Raw genomic sequence first — 16,193 nt, forward strand, 5'->3', positions numbered from 1 at the left:
ACTTCTGAAGGCAGGTACTCTTTGTTGTCGAAAAGCACCATTACGATCGCCCTCGACGCGATGGGCGGCGACCACGGTCCCGCCGTCGTCCTGGCCGGAGCGCAGACGGCGCTGGAGCGCCACCCCGACATGCGCTTCGTGCTGTTCGGGCAGGAAGAGGTCGTGCGCCCGGTGCTCGACGGTTTGCCGAAGCTCCGCCAGCGGTCGACCTTCCATCACTGCGACGTCTCGATCCGCATGGATGACAAGCCGTCGCAGGCTCTCCGGCAGGGTCGCTACAAGTCTTCCATGTGGAAGGCGATCGAGGCGGTGAAGACCGGCGAAGCGGATGTCGCGGTGTCGGCCGGCAACACGGGCGCTCTCATGGCGATGGCGAAGTTCTGCCTGCGCACCATGGCCAACATCGAGCGTCCCGCGATCGCCGCCATCTGGCCGACGCTTCGGGGCGAAAGCATCGTTCTCGATGTCGGCGCCACGATCGGAGCCGACTCGCAGCAGCTGATCGACTTCTCGGTGATGGGCGCGGCCATGTCGCGCGCCCTGTTCCAGATCGACCGCCCGACTGTCGGCCTCCTCAACATCGGCGTCGAGGAGGTGAAGGGTCAGGAGGATATCCGCGAAGCCGGTCGCCTGATGAAGGAGACGCCGATCGACGGGCTCGACTATCGCGGCTTCGTGGAGGGCACGGACCTCGGCAAGGGCACCGTCGACGTCGTGGTGACCGAAGGCTTCACCGGCAATATCGCGCTGAAGACCGCCGAGGGCACCGCTCGACAGATCGGCTCGTACCTTCGCGCCGCCATGACGCGGACCTGGATGGCCAAGCTCGGGTATCTCCTTGCCAAGAGTGCCTTCGACCGGCTGCGCGACAAGATGGACCCTCGCAAGGTCAACGGCGGCGTTTTCCTGGGGCTGAACGGCGTCGTCATCAAGAGCCACGGCGGCTCGGACGCTGAAGGCACGGCTGCGGCCATCGATGTCGCCTACGCCATGGCCGCCAACGGCCTGCTCGCCAAGATCGAGAGCGATCTCGGCCGGGTCTATGCGAACGAGGTTTCGGTGCCGCTCGAACCCGAGGCGGCCGGTTCGGAAGAGGTCGCGCCATGACCATGTTTCGCTCGGTCGTCCGCGGCACCGGCTCCGCGCTGCCCCGTCAGGTCGTGACCAACCAGGATCTCGAGGCGCGCGTCGAGACCAGCGACGAGTGGATCCAGCAGCGGACGGGCATCAAGCAGCGCTACATCGCGGGAGAGGGTGAGACCACGGTCTCGCTCGGCGAGGCAGCGGCGCGCAGGGCGCTCGAGGCGGCGGGCCTCGTGCCCGACGATATCGACCTCGTGATCCTGGCGACAGCCACCCCCGACAACACGTTCCCGGCGTCGTCGACGCAGGTGCAGCGCCGGCTCGGCATTACCAAGGGGTTCGCGTTCGACATACAGGCCGTCTGCAGCGGCTTCGTCTACGCGATGACCACGGCCGACCTCTATCTGAAGGCCGGCATGGCACGCCGGGCGCTCGTGATCGGGGCGGAAACGTTCAGCCGGATCGTCGACTGGTCGGATCGAACCACGTGCGTTCTCTTTGGCGACGGTGCGGGCGCGATCGTCCTCGAGCGTGAAGAGGGAGAGGTCAGCGACCCCGGCGTGCTGATCGCGCGCCTCCGGGCGGATGGGTCTCACGGCGACAAGCTGTTCGTGGATGGGGGTCCGTCGTCCACGGGCACGATCGGCCATCTGCGGATGGAGGGTCGCGAGGTCTTCAAGCATGCGGTCGGCATGATCACCGACGTCGTCGAGGATTCGCTTCAGGCACTGTCGCTTTCGGCGGCCGAGATCGACTGGTTCGTGCCGCATCAGGCGAACCGACGCATCATCGAGGCGTCGGCGAAAAAGCTCGGCATCCCCATCGAAAAGGTCGTGATCACGGTCGACCGACACGGCAACACGTCGGCGGCTTCGATTCCGCTGGCGATCGACGTCGCGGTGCGCGACGGGCGAATTTCGGCAGGCGACATCGTGCTTCTCGAGGCGATGGGCGGCGGCTTCACCTGGGGCGCCGTCGTCGTCCGCTGGTGACGGGCGCGCTTGATTCACCCTTCCTTTTCGGTATTTTCCGAGGCCTAGCCGAAGCGCGTCGTCGCTCGGGGCGGGGGTTCCGGTTCGGTTTCAGCAGGGGTTTTGCATGGGAGACAGGACGGTGACGCGGGCCGATCTCGCCGAGGCGGTTTTCCGCAAGATCGGTCTTTCCCGATCCGAGTCGGCCTATCTGGTCGAGTCGATCCTGGAGGAGATCTGCACCACGATCGCTCGCGGGGAGGCGGTCAAGATTTCCTCCTTCGGCTCGTTTCTGGTTCGAGCCAAGAACGAGCGGGTCGGACGCAATCCCAAGACCGGCGAAGAGGTGCCGATCTCGCCGCGCCGGGTCGCCGTCTTCAAGCCGTCGAACGTGATGAAGGACCGGATCCTCGAGGCGCACGAAGCGCGCGGTCCGAGCGAAGAGCCAGCTCTGAAGGCCGCGGAATGAAGGCCGTCGGGCGTTGAGCGGCGAGAAGAGCGCGGACGCGTTCCGCACCATCAGCGAGGCGGCGGAGGAGCTCGATCTGCCGCCCCATGTCCTGCGTTTCTGGGAAACGCGGTTTCCGCAGATCAAGCCGATGAAGCGCGGTGGCGGGCGGCGATACTATCGTCCCGACGACGTCGAGTTGCTCAAAGGCATCCGGTATCTCCTGTATGTCCGCGGCTTCACGATCCGGGGCGTCCAGCGCATCCTGAAGGAAAGCGGGCATCGCGCCGTGATGGCGATCGGCGCCGGTGACCTGTCGGGGCTCGAACGCCTTCAATCCGGCAAGGGCCAGCGGGTGGAACCCGAAGCTGAGATCGAGACGGTCGACGAGTTGCCGGACGACGACGCCGATCTGCCGGTTCCCGAGCAGCGGCGCGGGCCCTTGTCGAATCTTCTGCGGCGCGATCGGGACGGGGCGTCCCAATCCGGCGGGAACGCCTTGTCCCGCGACGGTGTCGATCGTCTCAACGGCGTGATCCTCGAACTCCTGGAGCTGAAGCGGTTGCTCGATCAGGTTCGCTAAGTAGCCGGCAAGCGCGTTGGCGCTTGCATCCGCGTCGCGCATTGATTAGGGAAGCTCGTGTCGGAGCGTAGCGCAGCCTGGTAGCGCACCTGAATGGGGTTCAGGGGGTCGGAGGTTCGAATCCTCTCGCTCCGACCACTTCCCAAAAGATCGATCACTGCCCGAAGGTTCGTATCGTCAAGCGACTCGGACCTGGTTCCGTCCGCTTGTCTTGGCAAGATAGAGCGCCTTGTCCGCGCGATCCACGGCGGCCGCGATATCAGCACCGCCCAGCGCGACCGCCACGCCGGCGCTGACCGAAATTCCGATCTGGATGCCGTTCCAGTCGATCGGCCTGACGCCGATCGATCGTCGCAGTCGCTCGGCGAACACGGCGGTCTCTGCGCGTTCCGCGCCGGGAAGGACCATCACGAACTCCTCGCCACCCACGCGCGCGATATGGGCACCGGTCGGAAGGAGGACTTCCGTTCGCCGAACGAAGCTTTCGAGGACGTGGTCACCTGCCGTATGACCGTGTCCGTCGTTGACCCGCTTGAAGTGGTCGAGATCCACGACGATGACGCCGGCAGACCCGATGATCTGCTGCGTCTGCGCGACGAGGCCCGCGCGGTTCAGAACCTGGGTGAGCGGGTCCCGCAGGGCCTGCCGTGCCAGGGCGACGATCGCCCGGTCCGCTTCCAGCGCGAGGATCGCGGTCGTGAGCAGAATCGACGACACATGATCGACGACGAAGATGAGGACGATCGGCACCTCCTGCGGCAGGATCGTCTGCGGCACGAGCGGCAGGCACAGGGCGGCCGAAATGGCGAGGAGGGACAGGCCGATGACCTTGCGGATCGGTGACCGTCCGCGCGACGTCGACAGGACGTAGATGGCCATCGCGGCCTCGTGGGCCGCGTAGGCGATGGTGCTGCCGGTGTTGACGCTTTCCTCGTCGAAGCCGACCAGACCGAGGAGCACGTGGGTTGCGACGGGCACGATGGCGATCACCATCATGAACGTCGTCAACGCGCTGCGCTGATCGAAGAGGCGCAGGCCCACCCAGAAAAGCATGCCTGCGGCGGACCATCCGAGCGGTGACCAGACGCTGCCGTAGCGCCCGAAATCGACGAAGCCGATCGACATGCCGGCGCAGATCAGAAAGCTGCTGCCGAAGAGAAGATGATGGGTCCGCTCGCGATGCAGGAGCCAGCAGCTGACGAACACAACGCCGCATGTCAGGAAGACGACGAAGTCCGTGAACTGCAGGGTCGGGATCGAGAGGCTCATGGATGTCGGCCCGTTGCGGTTTGCCTACACTGAACGTGCGGGAATGAAGGGTTCCCTCCCGACGACGGTCTATTCGCCGACAGCGTCAACCAGAGCTTCCAATCACCGCGCGCGAGCTAATCGCCCTCATGAGCATCGGCGCGAAAGCGAAGCACGAACGCATTGACTTCGCGCCCCCGGCCCGAAATGATCATTGCCGACAATATCCATTCCAGATCCCGGAAGATTGCCATGTCGGACGTGCTCGACGTCTCGCCCACCATCCGTCTCAATGCGGACGACAACGTCGTCGTGGCCCGTCGGACCATCGCACCGGGCGAGCGAGTGGGCGTCGGAAACGTCGTCGCCCGCGCGGAAATCCCGAGCGGGCACAAGGTCGCCGTCCAGGCGGTCGAACAGGGCGGCCGGGTCCTGAAGTATGGGCAAGTGATCGGCTACGCGACCGCCCCGATCGTGCCGGGCGACCACGTGCACCTCCAGAACCTCGGGATGCTGGACAGTGAGGTGCATCACGAGTTTGCCGCCGATGCGCGGCCGACGCCGCTCCTGCCTGAAGGCGAACGACGGACGTTCATGGGATATGCCCGTGCCGATGGTCAGGCGGGCACCCGCAACTACATCGGCATCGTGTCCTCGGTGAACTGCTCGGCGACGGTGTCGCGCGCCATCGCCGACCACTTCAACCGCAAGGGCGGCCTCGACGGCTTCCCGAACGTCGATGGCGTCGTGGCGCTGACGCATGGGCAGGGCTGCGCGCTAAACCTGAAGACCGAGGGATACACGTATCTCGCGCGCACCTTGAGCGGCTATGCGCGCAATCCGAACTTCGGCGGCATCCTGATGATCGGTCTCGGCTGCGAGACCAACCAGATCTCCTTCATCACCGAGAAGTACGGGCTGGAGGAGGGGCCGCTGATGCGGACCATGACGATCCAGCAGCTGGGCGGCACGCGCAAGACGGTCGAGGAAGCGAGCGCGATCATCAACGAGATGCTGCCGGTCATCAACGCCCCCGAACGCACCGAGCAGCCCATGTACAAGCTGAAGCTCGCGCTGGAATGCGGCGGGTCCGACGGTTATTCCGGCATTTCGGCCAACCCCGCCCTCGGCTACGCGTCAGACCTTCTGGTCCGGCACGGCGGGACGGCTTGCCTTGCCGAGACGCCCGAAATCTATGGCGCCGAGCATCTTCTGACGCGCCGCGCGGCGACGCCGGCCGTGGCGCAGAAGCTGATGGATCGCATCGCATGGTGGCGCGAATACACCGCGCGGCACGGCGCCGAACTCAACAACAACCCCTCGCACGGCAACAAGGCGGGTGGCCTTACGACGATCCTCGAGAAGTCGCTGGGCGCCGTGGCGAAGGGCGGCTCGATGCCGCTGGAGGCGGTCTACGAATACGCCGAGCCGATCGACCGGACGGGTTTCGTCTTCATGGATACGCCGGGATACGATCCCGTCGCGGTGACCGGGCAGATCGCAGGCGGCTGCAACATGCTCGTCTTCACCACGGGCCGCGGCTCGGTCTCGGGCTGGAAACCGGTTCCGACCATCAAGGTGGCCACGAACAACGCCATGTACGAGCACATGAGCGACGACATGGACATCAACTGCGGCGGCATCGTCACCGGCGAGGAGACGATCGAGGAATCGGGCACGCGCATGTTCGAGACCATCCTCGCCGTGGCATCCGGCAAGCGGACGCAGAGCGAAATCTACGACTACGGTGACAACGAGTTCGTGCCCTGGCAGCTCGGCGCGATCACCTGACGCCCGTGAAGCCGGGCGAAACGGGCGCCCGGCGCCCGACCTACGAACGGATCGCCGAGATTCTTCGCGCGGCGCTGGAGGCGGATCGCGTCCCGCCGGGCACGGTTCTGTCCGAGGTGCCGCTGGCGCGCCTGTTCGGCGCCGGGCGTTCGCCGGTGCGTCAGGCTCTCGGTCGACTGGAGGCGGACGGGCTCGTCAGCCGATTCGACGGCCGCGGCTTTCTCGTTGGGCATGAGACGCCGAGCCGCGCCGAGGTCACCCCGGCCATGCTCGGGTTGTGCGCGGGAACTCTCGACCTCGTTCACGCACGCCCTGCCGACGCCCTCTATTACGGCGTCGAGCGCGAACTGATTCTCCGCTCGCTTCGCGGCGCTGCGCGCGTCAACGAGCTGGCTCTCTCCCGCCATCTTCGAATGGGGCGCACGGTTGCTCACGACATTCTGGTGCGCGCACAAGCGTCGGGCATCCTGGAAAAGGGCGAGAACTCTCGCTGGGTGATCCGCGCCCTGGGAGCCGAGAGGATCGAGCAGTTCTACGAGTTGCGGCTGATCCTGGAACCTGTCGCCATCGCCCAGGCCGCCGGGCGCATACCCGACGCAATGCTGGCGGAGGTCGAGGCGCGACACCGCGATGCGGCGAACGCATGGACCGCATCGGAAGCGGCTGTCCTCGATCAGCTCGAGACCGATCTACATGTGACGTGCCTCGGCTTTGCCGCCAACACGGAAATCACCGAGGCGTTGCGGCGAAGCCGCACGGTGCTTTTGTCCGGCAAGCACGTCCAGCGGGCCCTTGGGCCGGCAGCGACGGTCGATCGCTTCGTCGACGAGCATCTGTCGGTCATCGAATGTCTGCGCCGGGGCGATGGGGCCGCGGCCGCAATCGAGATGCGCCGCCATCTCGTCTTGGCGCGGGATAAGGCGCTCGATCGTCTTCGCGCTTATCAGACGATGCCGGAAGCCGCCGGTCAGGCCAGCTACTTCGAAGGTTGATCGCCGGTCCATTCGGCGATGACCGTCTCGGTCAGGACCGTCTCGATCTGCTGCCCATAGCGCCGACGATAGACCGCGAGCATGGCGTCGTGCATTTCATCCGACGAGGAGCAGAGGGCATCGATGACCACGATCACACGGTAACCCCGGTCTACGCCGCCCAGCACCGTGCCAAGCACGCAGACATCGGTCTCGCCGCCCGTGACGATCAACGTGTCGATACCCCGCTCGCGAAGCCGCCGATCGAGATCCGGCTCGCACCAAGGTGAATAGGCAGACTTGTCGACGATTTCCGCCGGCGGCTGGAACCGCGCGAGCGCAGGAAGAAGGTCGACCATGTCGGCGCCCATCCGCTCCAGCGTCATGGATTGCCAACTCTCATAATATCGTCGCCAAGTGCCTTCTCCCTGTCCCGGCCTCTCCGCCGGTATGAAGCGGGTGAAGATGGTCCGGTCCGGCGCCGCCTCGCAGAGCGCCACGACCCGCGGCAGGACACGTTCCATCCACGGCGTGCGCCAGTCCGTGTCCTCCGCGAACATGCGCTGCATGTCGACGCAAAGGTGCACGCAGTTCCGCCCCAGCGGGCCGTGGCGAAGCGTGAGATCGTCGGTCATGGTTCGGTCCCCTCTCCGGAGAAGGACGCAAGCCGCAACCCTGCAGTTCCCTGCGAAACCGGGAGGTGGCTAAGGGGCGACGGCCTCTGGAACGCGGCCGGCGAATCGGACTTAACCTCTGTGCCAAGGCCGACACGCATTGGTCGCACCTGAATATCGGAGCTAACCCGTGGCCCTGTCGCTGACCCCACCCGAAGAGCGCGCCCGGCGCTTCGCGTCGCTCCACACGCATGGCTTCGTCCGCGTCGCGGTCTCGACGCCGCGCGTTCATGTTGCGGATCCGACGGCGAATGCCGAGGCGATCCTCGCGCAGGCTCGAAGAGCAGCCGGGGAGGGCGTCGACCTTCTCGTCTATCCCGAGCTTTCCCTCTCCGCTTACGCGATCGACGACCTTCATCTGCAGGACGCCTTGCTCGATCGCGTCGAGGAGGCGCTGGCACGCATCCGCGATGAGAGCACGGACCTGCCGTGCGTCCTCTTGGTCGGAGCGCCGATCCGCCGGAACGGGCGGCTCTACAACTGCGCGATCGCCATCTCAAGGGGGCGCATTCTCGGCGTCGTGCCGAAGATCTTTCTGCCGAATTATCGCGAGTACTACGAGAAGCGTTGGTTCGCGTCCGGTCACGGCATCGTCGGCGAGGACCTCCTGATCGCAGGCGACGTGGTGCCGTTCGGAACGGATCTCCTGTTCGAAGCCGAAGATCTCCGCGACTTCGTTTTCCACATCGAGATCTGCGAGGACTACTGGGCTCCGAACCCGCCCTCGATCCGGGGCGCGCTGGCGGGAGCGCTGCTCCTCTGCAATCTCTCGGCGTCACCGATCGTGGTGGGCAAATCAGCCGATCGGCACGTGCTGACGGCCGCGCACGCCATGCGCTGCATGGCGGCCTACATGTATTCGGCGGCTGGCGCAGGGGAGAGCACCAACGACCTGTCCTGGGACGGTCAGGCCGTGATCTACGAAATGGGCGACCTTCTCGTCGAATCGGAGCGTTTCGCCCGCGAGCCGCAACTGACGGTCGCGGACGTCGATCTTCAGCGCTTGCGGCTCGAGCGCATGCGCACGCCGACGTTCAACGATGCGGCGGCGTTCGAAGGGCATCCCGAACAGGAATTTCGACGCATCCGCTTCGAGCACCGGCCGAGCTTCCAAGACCTCGGCCTTCGACGTGCGCTGCGCCGCTTCCCCTATGTGCCGAACGCGCAGGATCGGCTCGACGCGGACTGCTACGAGGCGTTCAACATTCAGGTTCACGGGCTGGTAAAGCGCTTCGAGTCCACGCCCGGTGACCGGATGGTGATCGGCGTGTCTGGCGGCCTCGATTCGACCCATGCGCTGATCGTGGCCGCCAAGGCCTGCGACTGGCTCGGGCTGCCGCGCACGACAATTCTCGGCTTCACCATGCCGGGGTTTGCGACGGGCGACGACACGAAAGCCAACGCATGGACGCTGATGCGTGCGCTCGGCATCGAAGCCGCTGAAATCGACATCAAGCCGACCGCCCGGCAAATGCTCGGCGACATGGGTCATGCGTTCTCGAAAGGCGAGCCGGTTTACGACATCACCTTCGAGAACGTGCAGGCGGGCCTTCGCACCGATTTCCTGTTTCGTCTCGCCAATCAGCGCAACGGCTTCGTGATCGGGACGGGCGACCTGTCGGAGCTCGCACTCGGCTGGTGCACCTACGGTGTCGGCGACCAGATGAGCCACTACAACGTCAATTCCGGGGTGCCGAAGACGCTGATCCAGTACCTGATCCGCTGGACGGTCGCGACCGGGCAGTTCGACGAGGCGACGGGCCGGGTGCTGACGGCGATCCTCTCGACCGAGATTTCGCCCGAACTCGTGCCGGCCGATGCGTCCGGCGCGATCCAGAGCACGCAGGCCAAGATCGGCCCCTACGAGCTCAACGACTTCTTCCTCTTCCACACCATGCGCTACGGCCAGCCGCCCGCCAAGGTCGCATTCCTGGCCTGGCATGCGTGGCGCGACGCGGCCGCCGGGCGCTGGCCGGCGAATTTTCCAGCAGGCGCGCGGAATCACTACGATCTCGCCACGATCCGGCATTGGTTGGAGCGGTTCCTCGTCCGATTCTTCCAGACCGCCCAGTTCAAGCGGACGGCGATGCCCAACGGCCCGAAGGTCTCGGCCGGCGGCAGCCTTTCGCCCCGCGGCGACTGGCGCGCGCCGTCCGATGCGGTGCCGCATGCCTGGACGGCGGATCTTGCGGCGATTCCGACCGAGGAGCCCGTCTGGAAGCCTTGAACGTGGAAAGGGCCGGTTCGAACCCGGCCCGTCGTGTCGTCGGCGCGTCATGGTCGTTTGGAAATGGTGGGCGATACTGGGATTGAACCAGTGACCCCTGCAGTGTGAATGCAGTGCTCTCCCGCTGAGCTAATCGCCCGTCGCGCCGGGCGTTGCCGGCTGCGAACGAGACTGCCTATAGTCGCCCGCACCGGGCTCGTCAATCCGCTAGCGACGAGACGTCAGCGGATCAGCCGTTCGACCAGTGCGACGTCGATCTCGTCGAAATGCGAGACCACCGCCGTCGCCTTCTCGCGCGCCGTCCGGTCGGCGTCGTAGCCGAAACCGAGGAGGATGGACGGAAGGCCGAGGCGCTTGGCGGCTTCGATGTCGGTGTCCGTGTCGCCGATCATCACCGCACGGTCGACCCGTCCGCCCGCCAGGGCGATCGTGCCGGACAGGTGGACCGGGTCGGGCTTGCGGCCGATGAACGTATCGGCGCCGCAGATCGCGGCGAACCGATCGGCAAGACCGAGTTCGCGCAGGAGCCTGATCGCGAGCGCCTCGGTCTTGTTGGTGCAGACCGCCAGCGTCGCGCCAACATCGGCCATGCGCTGCAGTGTATCGCGAGCGCCGGGATAGAGGGTCGACGCGACGGCGATGTGATCGCCGTAGTAGGCGAGGAAGCGCGCGGTCTGTTCGACGAGTTCGAGATCGCCGAGGCGGCGCTCGGCGCGTCGGTAGGCGGCCGTCAGCATCGCCTTGGCCCCATGGCCCGCATCCGGTCGCACGCTGTCGAGCGAGGTTTCCGGGAGACCGACGGACACGAGGCAATGGTTGAGCGCACCGGCGAGGTCGGGCGCCGTGTCGACCAGCGTTCCGTCGAGATCGAACACGACGGTCGCCCCCTGAAGTGGCCGCTCGCGCAGCGCCGGGCACCGGTCTGGCAGGGAAACGACAGCCGGGCGGGCGAGGGGAACGGAATGGGCGACACTCATCGGTGCGGACTTTGGGGACCTTCGGTTTCGGGTCAAGCAAGGCGAGGGTGCAGAACGGCATTGAGGCCGCGAAAGCGCCGGTTTGCCGCCCCGCTGGAACATTCGGGTCACAGATTAAGCCGCCATTCACCAACAAAGAGTTGCACATGCCGGGTCGGGTTCGGCTTTGCCATGCCGGTCTGATCGGCTAAGGCCGACCGAAACATTTCATGCGAGAGGCAGCCATGGACGCGGCATCGTTGAAGGAAAGGGTCGGGCAGGCGGCGGCGGCCGAAGTCGAGACCGGCATGCGCCTCGGCATCGGCACGGGCTCGACGGCAGAAGCCTTCGTGCGCGCGCTTGCGGTTCGCGTGAGTGAAGGCGTCCGGATCGTCGGCGTGCCCACCTCCGAGCGGACCGCGGCCTTGTGCCGCGACCTCGGCGTGCCGCTGGCGACGCTGGAGGAGGTGCCCGAACTCGACCTCACTATCGACGGCGCCGACGAAATGGACGGCCAGCTTCGCCTCGTGAAAGGCGGCGGTGGTGCGCTCCTTCGCGAGAAGATCGTCGCGGCCGCCTCCGCGCGCATGCTGGTGATCGCCGACGCCTCGAAGAGGGTGGAGACGCTCGGCGCCTTCCCGTTGCCGATCGAAGTCAACGGCTTCGGCATCGTCGCCTCGCTGATCGCCATCGAGAAGGCAGGCCATCTCCTGGGACTGAGCGGCGACCTGTCCTTGCGCAAGATCGGCGAGAGCCCCTTCGTCACCGACGGCGGACACCTGATCGTGGACGCATCTTTTGGCCGTATTCCCGATCCAGAAGCGCTTTCGGCCGCCCTTCATGCGATTCCGGGCGTGGTTGAGCATGGGCTGTTCCTGGGGCTGGCAAGCGCGGCACTCCTGGCGGGACCGGACGGGATCGAACACGTCGCGCCGCGCTGACGAGCCTTCGCGAACGCTCGCCGGGGCTTGCGGCGCAATTCAGAGTTTGGCACTTGGGCCGCAATAGCCCCATCGAGATCAATGGAGTGGGAACTTGAAGCTTCCTAGCGAAACACTGCGTCGCGGACTGTGCGTGTCCGTCGCGCTGCTCGGCCTGTCCGTGGCTCCGGCCTTCGCGCAGGACGCCAGCCCGTCGCACATCGCGGCGGCGCGTCAGGCCGTGGACGCTCTCGACACCACCGAGCAGTTCGACCAGATCCTCCTGAACGCGGCGACGCAGATCAAGGCGGAGCTGATCGTCAACAATCCGAACCTCCAGTCCGAGATCTCGAACATGGTCGACGACGAGGCGCTAAAGCTCGCCCCGCGTCGCGGCGACCTGGAGAACGAGATCGCCCGCATCTACGCCAAGCTCTTCACCGAGCAGGAGCTGCGCGAGATCGCGGAGTTCTACCAGGGCGAAGCCGGCAAAAAGCTCCTGGCGCAGGGTCCCACCGCCTCGCGCGAGATGATGTCGGCAGCCGACGTCTGGGCGAGCGGCATCGTGCGCGATCTGCGCAACGCCTCCATCAACGGTGCGGCCAAGCTCGCCCCGCCGGCGCAGGCCACCTCGACGCAGTGACGGCTCCGATCGAGGCTCTATAATCGAATGCAAGGGGCGGCCTCGAGCCGCCCTTTTCCATGAAGGCAGGAGTGGTCATGGCATCGGGCGCTTACGATTTCGATCTCTTCGTGATCGGTGGGGGGTCGGGCGGCGTCCGGGCCGCGCGCAAGACCGCGGCGCTCGGCCACAAGGTGGCGATCGCCGAGGAATACCGCTTTGGCGGCACCTGCGTCATCCGTGGCTGCGTTCCCAAGAAGCTGATGGTCTACGCCTCGCACTTCGCTGAGGATTTCGAGGACGCCAAGGGCTTTGGCTGGACTGTCGGCGAGCCGAGCTTCGACTGGGCCGAACTCATCGCCGCCAAGGACCGCGAGATCGAGCGTCTCGAGGCCATCTATGCCCGCAATGTCGAGAACGCCGGCGCCGAAATTCTGAAGTCCCGCGCGGTGCTCGAAGGTCCGCATGAAATTCGGCTTCTGGCGACCGACAAGGTCGTCACCGCCGAACGCATCGTGCTGGCTGCAGGTGGTCGCGCCAACCCGTTCACCGATCTGCCCGGCGCCGAGCACTGCATCACGTCGAACGAGGCGTTCCACCTCAAGCGCCTGCCGCAGAAGATCGTGATTCTCGGCGGTGGCTACATCGCGATCGAATTCGCCCACATCTTCAACGGGCTCGGCTCCGAGGTCACGCTCATCTACCGCGGCAAGAAGATCCTGCAGGGATTCGACGAGGACCTGCGCGACGCGCTGCAGGCGTCGATGGTGGCCAAGGGCATCCGCGTCCTGACCGAGGACACGATCGTCCAGGTCGACCAGAAGGCGGACGGCCGCTTCCAGGCGCACCTGAAGGGCGGCGCGCTGCTCGATGCGGACGAGGTGATGCTGGCGGTGGGGCGTATGCCGAACACGCTCGATCTCGGCTGCGAGAAGGCAGGCGTCGAGCTCGACGAGAAGGGTGCGGTCAGGGTCGACGACTATTCGAAGACGACGGCAGACAACATCTGGGCGCTCGGCGACATCACCAACCGCGTCCAGCTGACGCCCGTGGCGATCCATGAGGCCATGTGCTTCGTGGATACGGTCTATCGCGACCGGCCGACCAAGCCCGACCTCGACGACATTCCGACTGCTGTCTTCTCGCAGCCCGAGATCGGTACCGTCGGCTTGACCGAAGCGGAAGCCGCCAAGGCGTTCGACGAGGTAGAAGTCTACCGTACGACGTTCCGCCCAATGCGCAACACGGTGTCGGGTCGGCAGGATCGGACGCTCATGAAACTCCTCGTGGATGCAGCGTCGCGCCGGGTCGTCGGGGCGCATCTCTTCGGTCCGGATTCGGCAGAGACGGTGCAGATCCTCGGCGTCTGCGTGAAAGGGCGTCTGACCAAGGATGTCTTCGATCGGACGATGGCTCTGCATCCGAGCGCCGCCGAGGAACTGGTAACGCTCTACGAGCCGAGCTATCGGCTTCGCAACGGGCAGCGTGTCGATGGCTGAGTTGCCGCTCGGCGGCTCCGTGCATCCTGACGATCCGGACCTCGCGGCGCTGGCCGCGGAGGGGCGGATCGTCGCCTACTTCGGTTACGGCTCGCTGGTGAACCGGGCGACCCTACGCACGAAATTTCTCGGCATCCGCCGGGCCAGCGTAATGGGCTGGCGGCGCTTCTGGATGCCGCGTCAGGTGCCCGACGCGGCGCTTCTGTCCGTTCGTCCCGCCGACGGCTTCGAGACGCAGGGCGTCGTCGTCTACGATCTCGCCGACCACCTGCCGGCCGTCGACGAGCGCGAGGCCGGTTATATCAGACGGGTCGTGATGCCCGGCCACGTCACGATCGAGAGCGCCCCGGCGACCGACGTTCCGCTTTTCATCTACGAGGCTTCGCCCGCCATGCCGGGTGCGGCCGACGTCGGCGCCTTCATCCTGCAGTCCTATCTCGACGCCGTGCTGCAAGGGTTTCTGTCGCTATACGGCGAAGCAGGCGTCCGGCGTTTCGTTGCCGAGACGGACGGATTCGAAACCACGGTTCTCGGCGATCGCGCCGCGCCGCGCTATCCGCGCTCGGTCGATCTCGCGCGCCGGGAAGCCGAGCTCTTCGACCGTTTGGTGATCGAGCGCGGTGCACGGATCGTCGGCCCCGGTTGAACGCTCGGCGTCAACCCTTTGGTGACAAACGGCCGGGTTCGTGTCAGTAAGCCGCCACCGATCGCTCCGGGCACCCCCGTGTCTGTGAGCCATTCTGCCCGAACGAGAAACAGGAACCGGGCGCACGATCGGCTGAGGAGATGTCATGGCCAAGGATTGGACCCCGTCGAGCTGGCGCGCAAAGCCCATCGAGCAGGTGCCGGCGTATCCCGACCTCGCGGCGCTAACCGAGACCGAGAAGCGTCTGGCCTCCTTTCCGCCGCTCGTCTTTGCAGGTGAGGCCCGCAAGCTGAAGAAGGCGCTGGCCGAGGTCGCCGAAGGGCGCTCCTTCCTGCTGCAGGGCGGCGACTGCGCCGAAAGCTTTGCCGAGCACGGCGCGGACAACATCCGCGACTTCTTCCGCGCGTTCCTCCAGATGGCGGTCGTCCTGACGTTTGCGGCGTCCTCGCCTGTGGTGAAGGTCGGCCGCATCGCCGGCCAGTTCGCCAAGCCCCGCTCGTCCGGCAACGAGACGAAGAACGGCGTGACGCTGCCGTCCTACCGGGGCGACATCATCAACGGCATCGAGTTCGAGGAAGGCCAGCGCATCCCCGCGCCGGAGCGCCAGGAGATGGCGTACCGCCAGTCGGCGGCGACGCTCAACCTCCTGCGCGCCTTCGCGCAGGGCGGCTACGCCAACCTCGACAATGTCCATCAGTGGATGCTCGGCTTCGTGTCCGGCAGCCCGCAGGCGGAGCGCTACGGCCAGCTTGCGGACCGCATCTCCGAGACCATGAACTTCATGCGGGCGATCGGCATCAATTCCGAGAGCCATCCGTCGCTGCGCGAGACCGACTTCTTCACCAGCCACGAAGCGCTGCTTCTCGGCTACGAGGAGGCGCTGACGCGCGTCGATTCGACGAGCGGCGAGTGGTACGCGACCTCGGGGCACATGATCTGGATCGGCGACCGCACGCGCCAGCCGGGCAACGCCCATGTCGAGTACTGCCGCGGCATCAAGAATCCAATCGGCCTGAAGTGCGGCCCGTCGCTCTCGGCGGACGAACTCATCCGCCTGATCGACATCCTGAACCCGCAGAACGAGGCCGGGCGCCTGACGCTGATCACGCGCTTCGGCCATGACAAGGTCGGCGAGCATCTGCCGCGCCTGATCCGTGCCGTGCAGAAGGAGGGCCGCAAGGTCGTCTGGTCGTGCGATCCGATGCACGGCAACACGATCACGGTGAACGACTACAAGACGCGGCCGTTCGATCGCATCCTGTCGGAGGTCGAGGCCTTCTTCGACGTGCACCGCGCCGAAGGAACGCATGCCGGCGGCATCCATATCGAGATGACCGGCAAGGACGTGACCGAATGCACCGGCGGCGCGCGGCCGGTTCTCGCCGAGGATCTGTCGGATCGCTATCACACGCACTGCGATCCTCGCCTGAACGCCAACCAGGCGCTCGAGCTCGCCTTCCTGACCGCCGAACGGATCAAGAAGGAGCAGGAGGCCTACAGGCCGCCGCAGGTTGTCGGCTTCTGAAGCGACACCGAAAGCTAAAACTACGCAAT

At 65.9% G+C, this 16,193-nt stretch carries 15 protein-coding genes and 2 tRNA genes; 13 read left to right on the forward strand and 4 right to left on the reverse strand.

The window, feature by feature from the left end; genetic code table 11:
* Positions 1–21: 21 nt before the first annotated feature.
* From plsX to ASF65_RS02035, 5 genes are all read left to right on the forward strand, one after another.
* Entirely contained in the window at positions 22–1,107 is a 1,086-nt protein-coding gene (plsX, locus tag ASF65_RS02015) for a phosphate acyltransferase PlsX (RefSeq protein ID WP_082505110.1), read from the forward strand.
* Positions 1,108–1,109: 2 nt separating this feature from the next.
* Positions 1,110–2,075, forward strand: coding sequence for a beta-ketoacyl-ACP synthase III (locus ASF65_RS02020; protein WP_055885021.1), 966 nt, complete (start codon positions 1,110–1,112; stop codon positions 2,073–2,075).
* A 106-nt stretch (positions 2,076–2,181) separates the two neighbouring features.
* Entirely contained in the window at positions 2,182–2,523 is a 342-nt protein-coding gene (locus ASF65_RS02025; RefSeq protein WP_055884353.1) for an integration host factor subunit alpha, read from the forward strand.
* 13 nt (positions 2,524–2,536) lie between these two features.
* Complete coding sequence (locus tag ASF65_RS02030; protein WP_055884356.1) at positions 2,537–3,085, forward strand: MerR family transcriptional regulator; 549 nt, start codon at positions 2,537–2,539, stop codon at positions 3,083–3,085.
* Positions 3,086–3,146: 61 nt separating this feature from the next.
* A tRNA-Pro gene (locus ASF65_RS02035) sits at positions 3,147–3,223 on the forward strand.
* 39 nt (positions 3,224–3,262) lie between these two features.
* On the opposite strand, the gene ASF65_RS02040 is transcribed toward ASF65_RS02035, so the two are convergent.
* Positions 3,263–4,354, reverse strand: coding sequence for a GGDEF domain-containing protein (locus ASF65_RS02040; protein ID WP_055884358.1), 1,092 nt, complete (start codon positions 4,352–4,354; stop codon positions 3,263–3,265).
* 231 nt (positions 4,355–4,585) lie between these two features.
* Here ASF65_RS02040 and ASF65_RS02045 point away from each other — a divergent pair, with 231 nt between their 5' ends.
* Both ASF65_RS02045 and ASF65_RS02050 read left to right on the forward strand, forming a co-directional pair.
* Complete coding sequence (locus ASF65_RS02045; protein ID WP_055885024.1) at positions 4,586–6,124, forward strand: altronate dehydratase family protein; 1,539 nt, start codon at positions 4,586–4,588, stop codon at positions 6,122–6,124.
* Between the two features lie 5 nt (positions 6,125–6,129).
* Positions 6,130–7,116: a GntR family transcriptional regulator gene (locus tag ASF65_RS02050; RefSeq protein WP_055884361.1), complete on the forward strand. Its 987-nt coding sequence runs from the start codon at positions 6,130–6,132 to the stop codon at positions 7,114–7,116.
* On the opposite strand, the gene ASF65_RS02055 is transcribed toward ASF65_RS02050, so the two are convergent.
* A complete protein-coding gene (locus tag ASF65_RS02055; RefSeq protein ID WP_055884364.1) occupies positions 7,101–7,730 on the reverse strand; it encodes an isochorismatase family cysteine hydrolase in 630 nt (209 codons plus the stop codon). The genes ASF65_RS02050 and ASF65_RS02055 overlap by 16 nt on opposite strands.
* A 169-nt stretch (positions 7,731–7,899) precedes the next feature.
* On the opposite strand from ASF65_RS02055, the gene ASF65_RS02060 reads away from it, so the two are divergent.
* Complete coding sequence (locus ASF65_RS02060; RefSeq protein ID WP_244486526.1) at positions 7,900–9,996, forward strand: NAD(+) synthase; 2,097 nt, start codon at positions 7,900–7,902, stop codon at positions 9,994–9,996.
* A 64-nt stretch (positions 9,997–10,060) separates the two neighbouring features.
* Here ASF65_RS02060 and ASF65_RS02065 read toward each other — a convergent pair.
* Positions 10,061–10,135 (reverse strand) — tRNA-Val (locus tag ASF65_RS02065).
* An 82-nt stretch (positions 10,136–10,217) separates the two neighbouring features.
* A complete protein-coding gene (locus tag ASF65_RS02070) occupies positions 10,218–10,973 on the reverse strand; it encodes an HAD-IA family hydrolase (RefSeq protein ID WP_082505111.1) in 756 nt (251 codons plus the stop codon).
* 224 nt (positions 10,974–11,197) lie between these two features.
* Between ASF65_RS02070 and rpiA the strand changes: the two genes are divergently transcribed.
* From rpiA to ASF65_RS02095, 5 genes are all read left to right on the forward strand, one after another.
* Positions 11,198–11,893 carry a ribose-5-phosphate isomerase RpiA gene (gene rpiA / locus ASF65_RS02075; RefSeq protein ID WP_055884371.1) on the forward strand — a complete coding sequence of 232 codons (696 nt, stop codon included), beginning with the start codon at positions 11,198–11,200 and terminating at the stop codon, positions 11,891–11,893.
* Positions 11,894–12,026: 133 nt separating this feature from the next.
* Positions 12,027–12,515: a DUF2059 domain-containing protein gene (locus tag ASF65_RS02080; protein WP_244486527.1), complete on the forward strand. Its 489-nt coding sequence runs from the start codon at positions 12,027–12,029 to the stop codon at positions 12,513–12,515.
* A gap of 77 nt (positions 12,516–12,592) precedes the next feature.
* Positions 12,593–13,993 carry a glutathione-disulfide reductase gene (gene gor, locus ASF65_RS02085; RefSeq protein ID WP_055884377.1) on the forward strand — a complete coding sequence of 467 codons (1,401 nt, stop codon included), beginning with the start codon at positions 12,593–12,595 and terminating at the stop codon, positions 13,991–13,993.
* Complete coding sequence (locus ASF65_RS02090; RefSeq protein WP_055884379.1) at positions 13,986–14,639, forward strand: gamma-glutamylcyclotransferase family protein; 654 nt, start codon at positions 13,986–13,988, stop codon at positions 14,637–14,639. Before gor ends, ASF65_RS02090 begins: the two co-directional genes overlap by 8 nt.
* Positions 14,640–14,784: 145 nt before the next feature.
* Entirely contained in the window at positions 14,785–16,164 is a 1,380-nt protein-coding gene (locus ASF65_RS02095; RefSeq protein ID WP_055884381.1) for a 3-deoxy-7-phosphoheptulonate synthase class II, read from the forward strand.
* Positions 16,165–16,193: the final 29 nt, after the last annotated feature.

Origin of the sequence: Aureimonas sp. Leaf324 (genome assembly GCF_001423245.1) — a bacterium.
In the GTDB taxonomy this organism is placed as follows: Bacteria; Pseudomonadota; Alphaproteobacteria; order Rhizobiales; family Rhizobiaceae; genus Aureimonas.

Coding starts and splice junctions, on each gene's coding strand:
- gor (WP_055884377.1), top strand. CDS start 12,593: ATGGCATCGGGCGCTTACGATTTCGATCTCTTCGTGATCGGTGGGGGG.
- ASF65_RS02090 (WP_055884379.1), top strand. CDS start 13,986: ATGGCTGAGTTGCCGCTCGGCGGCTCCGTGCATCCTGACGATCCGGAC.
- ASF65_RS02040 (WP_055884358.1), bottom strand. CDS start 4,354: ATGAGCCTCTCGATCCCGACCCTGCAGTTCACGGACTTCGTCGTCTTC.
- ASF65_RS02020 (WP_055885021.1), top strand. CDS start 1,110: ATGTTTCGCTCGGTCGTCCGCGGCACCGGCTCCGCGCTGCCCCGTCAG.
- ASF65_RS02070 (WP_082505111.1), bottom strand. CDS start 10,973: ATGAGTGTCGCCCATTCCGTTCCCCTCGCCCGCCCGGCTGTCGTTTCC.
- ASF65_RS02045 (WP_055885024.1), top strand. CDS start 4,586: ATGTCGGACGTGCTCGACGTCTCGCCCACCATCCGTCTCAATGCGGAC.
- ASF65_RS02095 (WP_055884381.1), top strand. CDS start 14,785: ATGGCCAAGGATTGGACCCCGTCGAGCTGGCGCGCAAAGCCCATCGAG.
- rpiA (WP_055884371.1), top strand. CDS start 11,198: ATGGACGCGGCATCGTTGAAGGAAAGGGTCGGGCAGGCGGCGGCGGCC.
- ASF65_RS02025 (WP_055884353.1), top strand. CDS start 2,182: ATGGGAGACAGGACGGTGACGCGGGCCGATCTCGCCGAGGCGGTTTTC.
- ASF65_RS02055 (WP_055884364.1), bottom strand. CDS start 7,730: ATGACCGACGATCTCACGCTTCGCCACGGCCCGCTGGGGCGGAACTGC.